The following is a 9540-nucleotide window of genomic DNA, read 5'->3' as shown; positions in this document are numbered from 1 at the left end:
CGGATCAGCGGAGCGGGAGGTCATGGTGTCGTCCTTTCCTTTCTGCGGAGGCGCACAGGTCCACCGGTTGAAGAGGCGGGAGCACACAGGGCCCCCGGGAACGATCGAATGCTAGCACATCACGGCATCGCCAGACGGTAGCCCACGCCCGGTTCGGTGATCAGCAGCTTCGGCCGCGCCGGTTCGCGCTCGAGCTTCTGGCGAAGCTGTGCCGTGTAGACGCGCAGATAGTGATGATCGCGCACGTGCGAGGGCCCCCACACTTCGCGCAGCAGATGCTCGTGCGTCAGGACGCGCCCGGCGTGTCGCGCCAGCTCCGCCAGCAATCGATATTCGATTGGCGTCAGCCGCACCTCGGCGTCCCCGATCGTCACGCGCCTTCGCGCGAGATCGACGCGCAGCTCACCCGATTCGATCATGCCTTCGTCGTCCGATTCGCCGCGCGCGCGATGCCGGAACGCGACGCGCAGGCGCGCCAGCAGCTCGCCCATCGCGAACGGCTTGGTGACGTAATCGTCGGCGCCGGCGTCGAGCGCGAGAATCTTGTCCTGCTCCTGTCCGCGCGCCGAGACCACCACAATCGGCACCCGACTCCACTCCCGCAGGCGCCTTACGACTTCCAGCCCCGGGATATCGGGAAGCCCGAGGTCGAGCAGCACCAGATCGGGCACGTCGGTGGCGGCGAGCGCGAGCCCTTCCTTGCCGGTGAGCGCTTCGCGAAGCCGATAGCCGTTGGCTTCGAGCGCCGCGCGCAGGAAGCGGCGAATCGGAGCGTCGTCCTCCACCACCAGCACCAGCGGCGCGGGCGTGCTCGCGGCGCCGGCGTTCATGAGCGCTCCCGCGACTCCGGCTCCACCAGCGGCGCGTCGGCGCTCGCCGGCAGGCGGATGCGGAAGCACGCGCCACCGCCCGGCCGGTTCTCGGCGGTCAGCGTGCCGTCGTGCGCCTCCACGATGCCTCGGCTGATGGTGAGCCCGAGTCCCACGCCGCCGCGCTTCGCTGGACCATCACCACGGTAGAACTTGTCGAACACCTTCGACTCCTCGCCAGGCGGGAGTCCCGGCCCGCGATCCGCCACTTCGAGCACCAGCTCGCCGCCTTCGATGCGCGCCGAGATCTCGATCGGGCTCGATTCCGGGCTGTAGCGAAGCGCGTTCTCGATCAGATTGATCAGCACCTGCCCGAACAGCACGTCGTCGAGCGACACCAGCGGCAGTTCGGGCGACAGGTCGAGCCGCACCACGCGGCTGCCGATCTGCGCCTCGAGACGGCCCAGGGCGACGCCCACCAGCTCCTGCACCGAGTGCCAGTCGCGATGAAGAGGCAGCGCTCCCGATTCGAGCCGGGTCACGTCCAGCAGATCGCCGACCAGGCGGTTCAAGTGCGTCGCCTCGTCGGCGATGGTGTCGGCCAGCTCGTGGCGCGTTTCGGCGGGCAAACGGCCGGCGTCGTCGCGCAGACTGGTGGCGGCGCCGAGAATCGCGGCGAGCGGCGTGCGCAGGTCGTGCGACACCGAGCTCAGGAGCGCGTTGCGGGTGCGTTCGGCTTCGACCTCGATCTCGGCGCGCTCGGCCTGCTCCACCAGTCGCGCGCGCTCGAGCGCCAGCGCGATCTGGTTGGCGAAGGTGCGCAGCAGCTGAATCCGCTCCGGATCCCGCAGTCGCTGCGGGTCCGCCGGCCGCACCGCCAGGATTCCCACCGGCGCCTCGGAGCCGATCAGCGGGAGATGCAGCGCCGCCGACCCCGGCAGCGTCGGCGTGCCGAGCCCGGCCGGCTGGGCGTGGTCGAACGCCCATTGGGCGACACCGCGCTCGTGGTCGACATTGCCGAACAATGTGCGGTCGCCGGCGCCGACCTCGACGCGATCGTGCGGGCCCGGGAGCAGGATGGCCACCCGCGAGTCGAACACCTGCGAGACGTGGGACACCGCGGTCTGCATCAGGTCGGCCACCCCGCGACGCGCCGCGAGCTCGCGGCTCAAATGGTAGAGAGCGGACGAGCGACCCTCGAGCTGACGGTCGGCTTCGGTCTGTTCGCGCTTGCGCGCGGTGAGCGACCCGATCACCGCCCCCACCACCAGCATCACACCGAAGGTGATGATGTACTCGGTGTCGTGCACCGCGAACGTGTAACGCGGGGGCACGAATAGAAAATCGAACAGCCCGACACTGAGCAACGCGGTCACGAACGCCGGCCCGCGACCGAAAGCCGCCGCCGCCACCACCACGCCGAGCAGATAGACCATGGCGATGTTCGACAGGTCGAAATGTCCGTACATCGCGAATGCCACCAGCGTGAAGGCCAGCGCGATCGGGATGCTGCCGGCGTAGCCGCGCCAGCGGATCGGCCGCGGGGGCCGCGGCTCGAGGGCGGGCTCGGTCTCGTCTTCCTCGCCACGCATGACGTACACGTCGACGTCGCCGCTGTCGCGGACCAGCGTATTGACCAGCGAGCCGAACAGCAGCTCCTGCCAGCGCGGGCGGCTGGGCTTGCCGACCACGATGCGCGAGACGTTACGCACCCGGGCAAACGCGAGGATCTCGTCGCTGACGCGAAGTCCGGTGAGCACGTTGGTCTCGGCGCCGAGATCCTCGGCCAGTCCCATGACGTCGATGATGTGATCGCGGACCATCTGCGCCGCGCCGACCTGGCCCGGTGTCTCGACGTGCACGGCGATCCACTCGGCCTTGAGCGCCGCTGCCATCCGCCGCACCGAACGCACCAGGCGCACCCCGCTCTCGGGATTGCCGATGCACACCAGGATGCGCTCGCGCACCGGCCAGGGTTCGGCGATTCCCTGGGCGAGGCGGTACGACTCCATCTGCGCGTCCACGCGTTGCGCGGTCTGGCGAAGCGCCAGCTCGCGTAACGCGATCAGGTTGCCCTTGCGGAAGAAACTCTCGGTGGCGCGCGCCGCCTGATCGGGCACGTAGACCTTGCCCTCGCGCAGGCGCTGCAGCAGATCGTCGGGCGGCAGATCCACCAGCTCGATTTCGTCGGCGCGATCGATCACCGAATCGGGGACGGTTTCCCGCACGGTGATGCCGGTGATCTGGGCCACCACGTCGTTCAAACTCTCGACGTGCTGGACGTTGAGCGTCGTGTAGACCTCGATGCCGGCGTCCAGCAGCTCGAGCACGTCCTGCCACCGCCGGGCATGTCGCGAACCCGGGGCGTTGGTGTGCGCCAGTTCGTCCACGAGCAGCAGGGCGGGCCGGCGGCGCAGCGCGCCGTCGAGATCGAATTCCGTCAACCGCGTCCCGCGGTAGTCGAGGTCGAGGCGCGGTACTACGTCGAGGCCGTCGAGCAAGGCTTCGGTTTCTCGCCGGCCGTGGGTCTCGACCAGGCCGACCACCACGTCCGTGCCCGAGCGCTTCCGCTCATGGGCCTCGACCAGCATGGCGAACGTCTTTCCCACGCCGGCCGAGGCGCCGAAGAAGATCTTGAGCTTGGCGCGCCTGGCGAGGTGCTCCTCATGGTGGAGCCGTTTCAGCAGGATGTCGGGATCAGGTCGCGACGGTCGGTTCAACGCGGGCCTCCTGCCCGGCGCTCGGGCACCGGGGAGTGGCCATCCTAGAAGCGATTCGCCGCCACCTCCAATGCGCGCGGCCCGGCCCCATGAATCCTAATGGAATCTTGATACGCTGCCGGCGCCTCCCTACACCCGCCTGATCCGCTCCTGACGTCTAATTCGCCGCAGGAGGAGAAACGGAATGGACCTGACCTGGCTGCTGCTCGTGCTGGTGCTGGCGCTCGCGACCTTCGGATTGCTCGAATTGTGCGATCGCTCGAGGGATGCGTCGTGAACCTGCTCTACGTCATCGCGTTCGTGATCGCGCTTCTGCTGTTCTTGTACCTCGCCTACGCCCTGTTCCGCCCGGAGCGCTTCTAGCATGTCTCCCGTTCTGATCGAGCTCGTGGCTTATGTGGTCGTCCTGCTGCTCGCGGCCAAGCCCCTGGGCCTGTTCATGGCCCGCGTGCTCGAGGGGCATCGCACCTGGCTCTCGCCGGTGCTGGGTCCTCTCGAGCGTTTGTGCTACCGCCTGACCGGTGTGAATCCGTCCGCCGAGATGGGCTGGAAGCGCTACGCCGGGGCCGTGCTGTTCTTCAATTTCGCGGGGCTGCTCGTGGTCTACGCCCTGCAGCGGCTCCAGCATCTTCTGCCGCTCAATCCCCAGCATCTTGCCGCGGTCACGCCTGATTCGGCGTTCAATACCGCGGTGAGTTTCGCCACCAACACCAACTGGCAGGGCTACGCGGGCGAAACCACGATGAGTTACCTGACCCAGATGCTGGGGCTCGGAGTGCAGAACTTCGTTTCGGCGGCGAGCGGCATCGCGGTGCTGGCCGCCTTTGTGCGCGGCTTCGCGCGCCATTCCTCGGCCACGATCGGAAACTTCTGGGCCGATCTGGTGCGCACCACGCTCTACATTCTGCTCCCTCTGTCGTTCGTTCTCGCGCTGGCGCTGGTTTCGCAGGGTGTGGTGCAGACGTTCGCTCCCTATGTGACCGCGCACGTCGTGGAACCGGTGGCGGGCCCTGACGGCAAGCCGATCACCGACCAGATCCTCGCTCTCGGGCCGGCGGCCTCGCAGATCGCTATCAAACAGCTGGGCACCAACGGCGGCGGGTTCTTCAACGCCAATTCCGCGCACCCGTTCGAGAACTCGACGCCACTCTCGTGCTTCCTGGAGCTGCTCGCGATACTCCTGATTTCCGGCGCGCTCTGTTACTCGTTCGGCCGCATGGTCAGGGACACTCGCCAGGGCTGGGCGGTGCTGGCCGCGATGACGGCGGTGATGGTGGCGTGCCTGGTGATCGCTCAGTGGTCCGAGCAGGCCGGCAACCCGCGTCTCACCCCCCTGGGCGCCGATCAGGTGGCGAGCCTGACTCAGCCCGGCGGCAACATGGAGGGCAAGGAGGCGCGCTTCGGCATCGGGCTCTCGTCCCTCTGGGCCGTGACCACCACGTGCGCATCGAACGGTTCGGTCAATTCCATGCACGACTCATTCACGCCGCTCGGCGGCATGATTCCCATGTGGCTCATTCAGCTCGGCGAGGTGATCTACGGCGGGGTCGGCTCAGGGCTCTACGGCATGCTGGCGTTCGCGATCATCGCCGTATTCGTGGCCGGACTGATGGTCGGCCGCACCCCCGAGTACATCGGCAAGAAGATCCAGTCGTACGAAATGAAGATGGCCTCGCTCATGGTGCTGCTGCCGCCCGCGGTGGTGCTGGTCGGCACCGCGATCTCGGTGGTGGCCCCGGCCGGGCTCAAGACCATCTTCAACCCCGGTATCCACGGGTTCAGCGAGGTGCTCTACGCGTTCTCGTCGTCGGCCAACAACAACGGCAGCGCTTTCGCCGGACTCAATGCCAACACACCCTGGTACAACGGCATGCTCGGAATCGCGATGTTTGTTGGCCGCTTCTGGCTGAAGATCCCGGCGCTCGCGATCGCGGGCTCGCTGGCCGCGAAGAAATCGGTGCCTGCGGGCGCGGGCACTCTGCCCACCCACACGCCGCTGTTCGTGGTGCTGCTGATCGGGACCGTGCTGGTGGTCGGCGCGCTCACCTTCTTTCCCGCGCTGGCGCTCGGCCCGATCGTCGAGCACCTGGTGATGGTCGGAGGTCGGCCATGACTTCGTCGTCACGCAAGCGCCCGACGTTCGAGAGGGCGATCATCCAAAGGGCGACCCTCGACGCGATCCTGAAGCTCGACCCGCGCCAGCAGGTGCGCAACCCGGTGATGTTCGTGGTCTTCGTGGTCAGCGTGCTCACCACCGTGCTCGGCGCGCAGGCCCTGAGCGGCCACGGCGAGGCGCCGGCCGGATTCATCCTGGGTGTCGCCGCCTGGCTGTGGTTCACCCTGCTGTTCGCCAATTTCGCCGAGGCGATGGCCGAAGGCCGTGGCAAAGCTCAGGCCGAGAGCATGCGCCGCGCGCGCACCGATCTCATGGCCAAGAAGCTGTTGGATCCCGCGGATCGCATGTCGATCACCGTGGTGCCTGCGCCCACGCTGCGGCGCGGCGATACCGTCGTGGTCGCCGCTGGCGACGTGATTCCGTGTGACGGTGATGTCATCGAGGGCGTGGCGTCGGTGGACGAGAGCGCAATCACCGGCGAAAGCGCGCCGGTGATCCGCGAAAGCGGCGGCGACCGCAGCGCGGTGACGGGCGGCACCAGGGTGCTCTCGGACTGGCTGGTGGTGCGCGTCACGGCGGATCCGGGCGAGACGTTCCTCGATCGCATGATCGAGATGGTCGAAGGCGCGCGGCGGCAGAAGACGCCAAACGAGATCGCGCTGGCCATCTTGTTGGTGGCGCTCACGCTGGTGTTCCTGTTCGCAACCGCGACGCTTCTCCCGTTCTCGCTGTACGCGGTGAAGTCCGGCGGCGGCGGCACGGTGGTCAGCGTGACGGTGCTGGTCGCGCTGCTGGTCTGCCTGATCCCCACCACGATCGGCGGCCTGCTCTCGGCGATCGGCATCGCCGGAATGGACCGGCTGCTTCGGGCCAACGTCATGGCGATGTCGGGTCGCGCCGTGGAAGCGGCCGGCGACGTGGACGTGCTGTTGCTCGACAAGACCGGCACCATCACGCTGGGCAACCGTCAGGCGACCGAACTCATCCCGTCCGACGGAGTGACGCACGAGCAACTGGCCGACGCCGCGCAGCTGGCCTCGCTGTCGGACGAGACCCCCGAGGGCCGCAGCATCGTGGTGCTGGCCAAGGAGCGCTACGGCCTGCGAGAGCGCGAACTGCAGGCGACGCACGCGGTGTTCGTACCGTTCACCGCGCAGACGCGCATGAGCGGCGTCGACCTCGACGGCCGCGCGATCCGCAAGGGCTCGGCCGAGGCGGTTCAATCGTGGGTGGCCGGCAAGGGCGGCGAGTTCCCGGTGGCGGTGCGGAACGTGGTGGAGACCGTCGCACGAGAGGGCGCGACTCCGCTGGTGGTCGCCGAAGGCTCGCGAGTGCTGGGAGTGATCCGGCTCAAGGACGTGGTCAAGGGCGGCATCCGCGATCGCTTCGCCCAGCTTCGCAAGATGGGCATCTCCACGGTGATGATCACGGGCGACAACCCGCTCACCGCAGCCGCGATCGCCGCCGAGGCCGGCGTCGACGACTTCCTGGCCGAGGCCACTCCCGAGGCCAAGCTGCGCCTGATCCGGAAGCACCAGGAGGGCGGCAAGCTGGTCGCCATGACCGGCGACGGCACCAACGACGCGCCGGCGCTGGCGCAGGCCGATGTGGCGGTGGCCATGAACACCGGCACTCAGGCCGCGAAGGAAGCCGGCAACATGGTGGATCTCGACTCGAACCCGACCAAGCTGATCGAGATCGTCGAGACCGGCAAACAGCTGCTGATGACGCGCGGCGCCTTGACCACGTTCAGCATCACCAACGACGTGGCCAAGTACTTCGCGATCATCCCGGCGGCATTCGCGGCCACCTACCCGTCGCTCGGCGCCCTGAACATCATGCACCTGGCCACCCCGCAGAGCGCCATCCTATCGGCGGTCATCTTCAACGCGCTCATCATCGTCGCGTTGATTCCGCTGGCCCTGCGCGGCGTGCGCTACCGGCCGCTCGGCGCCTCGGCGGTGCTGCAACTGAACCTGCTGATCTATGGCGTGGGCGGACTGATCGTGCCGTTCATCGGCATCAAGCTGATCGACATGCTGCTGGTCGCCCTGCGACTTACCTGAGAGGAAGCCATGCGTTCCGAACTCCGTCCCGCGATCCTGATGGTGCTGGTACTGAGCCTGATCACCGGCGTGCTCTACCCGCTGGCGGTCACCGGCCTCGCCCAGGCGCTCTTTCCGCATCAGGCCAACGGCAGCCTGATCGTCCGCGGCGGCCGGATCGTGGGCTCTTCGTGGATCGGTCAGTCCTTCGACCAGCCGCGTTACTTCTGGAGCCGGCTCTCGGCGACCTCGCCCGCCTACAACGCCGGCGCTTCGTCGGGCTCGAACTACGGCCCCCTCAACCCCGCGTTGTTCGACGCGGTGAAGGCCCGCATCGACTCGCTGCGTGCGGCCGATCCGGACGCGAAGCTGCCGGTGCCCGTCGATCTGGTCACCGCCTCGGGCAGTGGCCTCGATCCGCACATCAGTCCGGCCGCCGCCGAGTATCAGGTCGCGCGCGTCGCGAAAGCGCGCGGGCTCTCGCGCGATCAGGTCGAGTCGCTGGTGGCCCGCCACACGACGAAGCGCCTGTGGGGCGTGATTGGTGAGCCGGTGGTGAACGTATTGGAACTGAATCTCGCGCTCGACGCGACAAGTGAGGCTTCGCGATGACTCTTCGCAGAATGTGGCCCACCATGGCGCTGATCCTCTGCGCCTCCCCCCTTCAGGCTCAGACTTCCACCAGCCCCCTGCAGGCCAGCGGATTCGTGCAGGCTTCCTTCGCGCACGGCACACAGGATCTGGACGGCGCGATCGTAGGCAACCTGTATCTCCCGCGGAACGACGAGTTCCTGCTGGATGCCGCCGCGCTCACGCTTCAGCGGGCGGTGCCCACGGATCGGCCCGGCACCGGCTTCCTGGTCGAGGCCATGGTCGGGAACCACGCGGCAACCATCCACGCCGCCGGGCTCGACGTCGGACCCGAGGAGGACCTGGTCAAGGCCTATCTGGTGGTCGGCCTCCCGGCCCAGTCGTTGCAGGTGTCGGCCGGAAAGATGGCGACGATGCTCGGGTACGAAGGAATCGAGAGCGTCGGCAACCCCAACCTGTCGGTCGGATCTCAGTTCATCTACATCGAGAACTTCACCGACCTGGGTCTCGATGTCGCCTGGACCGGCACCAGCCGGTGGTCGGCTCGGGCCCGGGTCACCAACGGCTGGGACGTGGTCACGGACAACAACAAGCACAAGACCGTGTTCGGGCGGCTGGGCTGGAGCGACGGGACCCGGGGCGTGGCGCTGCTCGGCTACTCGGGCTCCGAGCTTCCGGACAGCGTCGGCGGGCTGCGCTCGGGCCTGGAGGTGTTGGCCAACGGGCGCCTGGGTTCGATCCAGGGAACCCTCCAGCTCGACGCCGGTCGTGAAGAGGCGCTCGACGCGGATTGGCAGGCGGCCGGACTCTGGATTCAGTTTCCGCTTCGCTCCGGCCTCGACCTCGCGTTGCGCGGCGACGTACTCGACGACGCCGACGGCGTTCGTACTTCGGGCGTGACAGGGTTTCCCGCCAACGCCGGCCAGACGGTCGTGTCGATTACCACCACCGCGATCATCCGCGGGATTCCCTCCGCGCTGATCCGGCCCGAGCTGCGCTACGACCACTCGACGCTGGATGTCTACGACGGGCACGGCGATCAGTGGACCGTGGCGCTCGGCGCCGCGATGACCTTCTGAGCGCGCGCTAGTGGAGCACGACCGCACGCGCCGCGCGCGTCTGGCCCGCATCGATCAGACGCACGAGGTAGACCCCGGGCGCCAGCGGCTCCGATCCGGCCAGGCGCTCGACGTGCGAGCCCGCGCCGCTCACGTCGCGCACCAGCACGCGCCGCCCGGCGAGGTCGACGAGCTCGAGCC

The 9540-nt window shown here is 68.0% G+C and carries 7 protein-coding genes; 5 read left to right on the top strand and 2 right to left on the bottom strand.

Going from position 1 to position 9540, the window contains the following annotated elements; all coding sequences use genetic code 11:
* Nucleotides 1–119: 119 nt before the first annotated feature.
* Together VMJ70_05415 and VMJ70_05410 are read right to left on the bottom strand one after the other, a co-directional pair.
* Nucleotides 120–830, bottom strand: coding sequence for a response regulator (locus tag VMJ70_05415; GenBank protein HTO90550.1), 711 nt, complete (start codon nucleotides 828–830; stop codon nucleotides 120–122).
* Nucleotides 827–3529 carry a sensor histidine kinase KdpD gene (locus VMJ70_05410; protein ID HTO90549.1) on the bottom strand — a complete coding sequence of 901 codons (2703 nt, stop codon included), beginning with the start codon at nucleotides 3527–3529 and terminating at the stop codon, nucleotides 827–829. The genes VMJ70_05415 and VMJ70_05410 overlap by 4 nt, the downstream gene beginning before the upstream one ends.
* Before the next feature lie 273 nt (nucleotides 3530–3802).
* Here VMJ70_05410 and kdpF point away from each other — a divergent pair, with 273 nt between their 5' ends.
* From kdpF to VMJ70_05385, 5 genes are read left to right on the top strand one after another with little or no spacing between them, the layout of a single operon-like run.
* Entirely contained in the window at nucleotides 3803–3892 is a 90-nt protein-coding gene (gene kdpF / locus VMJ70_05405) for a K(+)-transporting ATPase subunit F (protein HTO90548.1), read from the top strand.
* Between the two features lies 1 nt (nucleotide 3893).
* Nucleotides 3894–5642 carry a potassium-transporting ATPase subunit KdpA gene (kdpA, locus tag VMJ70_05400; GenBank protein ID HTO90547.1) on the top strand — a complete coding sequence of 583 codons (1749 nt, stop codon included), beginning with the start codon at nucleotides 3894–3896 and terminating at the stop codon, nucleotides 5640–5642.
* Nucleotides 5639–7711, top strand: coding sequence for a potassium-transporting ATPase subunit KdpB (kdpB, locus tag VMJ70_05395; protein HTO90546.1), 2073 nt, complete (start codon nucleotides 5639–5641; stop codon nucleotides 7709–7711). The genes kdpA and kdpB overlap by 4 nt, the downstream gene beginning before the upstream one ends.
* Before the next feature lie 9 nt (nucleotides 7712–7720).
* Entirely contained in the window at nucleotides 7721–8302 is a 582-nt protein-coding gene (gene kdpC, locus VMJ70_05390) for a potassium-transporting ATPase subunit KdpC (protein HTO90545.1), read from the top strand.
* Nucleotides 8299–9360: an outer membrane beta-barrel protein gene (locus VMJ70_05385; GenBank protein ID HTO90544.1), complete on the top strand. Its 1062-nt coding sequence runs from the start codon at nucleotides 8299–8301 to the stop codon at nucleotides 9358–9360. Before kdpC ends, VMJ70_05385 begins: the two co-directional genes overlap by 4 nt.
* Nucleotides 9361–9540: the final 180 nt, after the last annotated feature.

Source organism: Candidatus Sulfotelmatobacter sp. (assembly GCA_035498555.1).
Taxonomy (GTDB): Bacteria; Eisenbacteria; RBG-16-71-46; order RBG-16-71-46; family RBG-16-71-46; genus DATKAB01.
This window is presented reverse-complemented; position numbering and strand designations above follow the sequence as displayed.

What these genes read in the sequence shown, in the direction of transcription:
- VMJ70_05415 (HTO90550.1), bottom strand. Translation starts at nt 830, where the DNA reads ATGAACGCCGGCGCCGCGAGCACGCCCGCGCCGCTGGTGCTGGTGGTG.
- kdpA (HTO90547.1), top strand. Translation starts at nt 3,894, where the DNA reads ATGTCTCCCGTTCTGATCGAGCTCGTGGCTTATGTGGTCGTCCTGCTG.
- kdpB (HTO90546.1), top strand. Translation starts at nt 5,639, where the DNA reads ATGACTTCGTCGTCACGCAAGCGCCCGACGTTCGAGAGGGCGATCATC.
- kdpC (HTO90545.1), top strand. Translation starts at nt 7,721, where the DNA reads ATGCGTTCCGAACTCCGTCCCGCGATCCTGATGGTGCTGGTACTGAGC.
- VMJ70_05385 (HTO90544.1), top strand. Translation starts at nt 8,299, where the DNA reads ATGACTCTTCGCAGAATGTGGCCCACCATGGCGCTGATCCTCTGCGCC.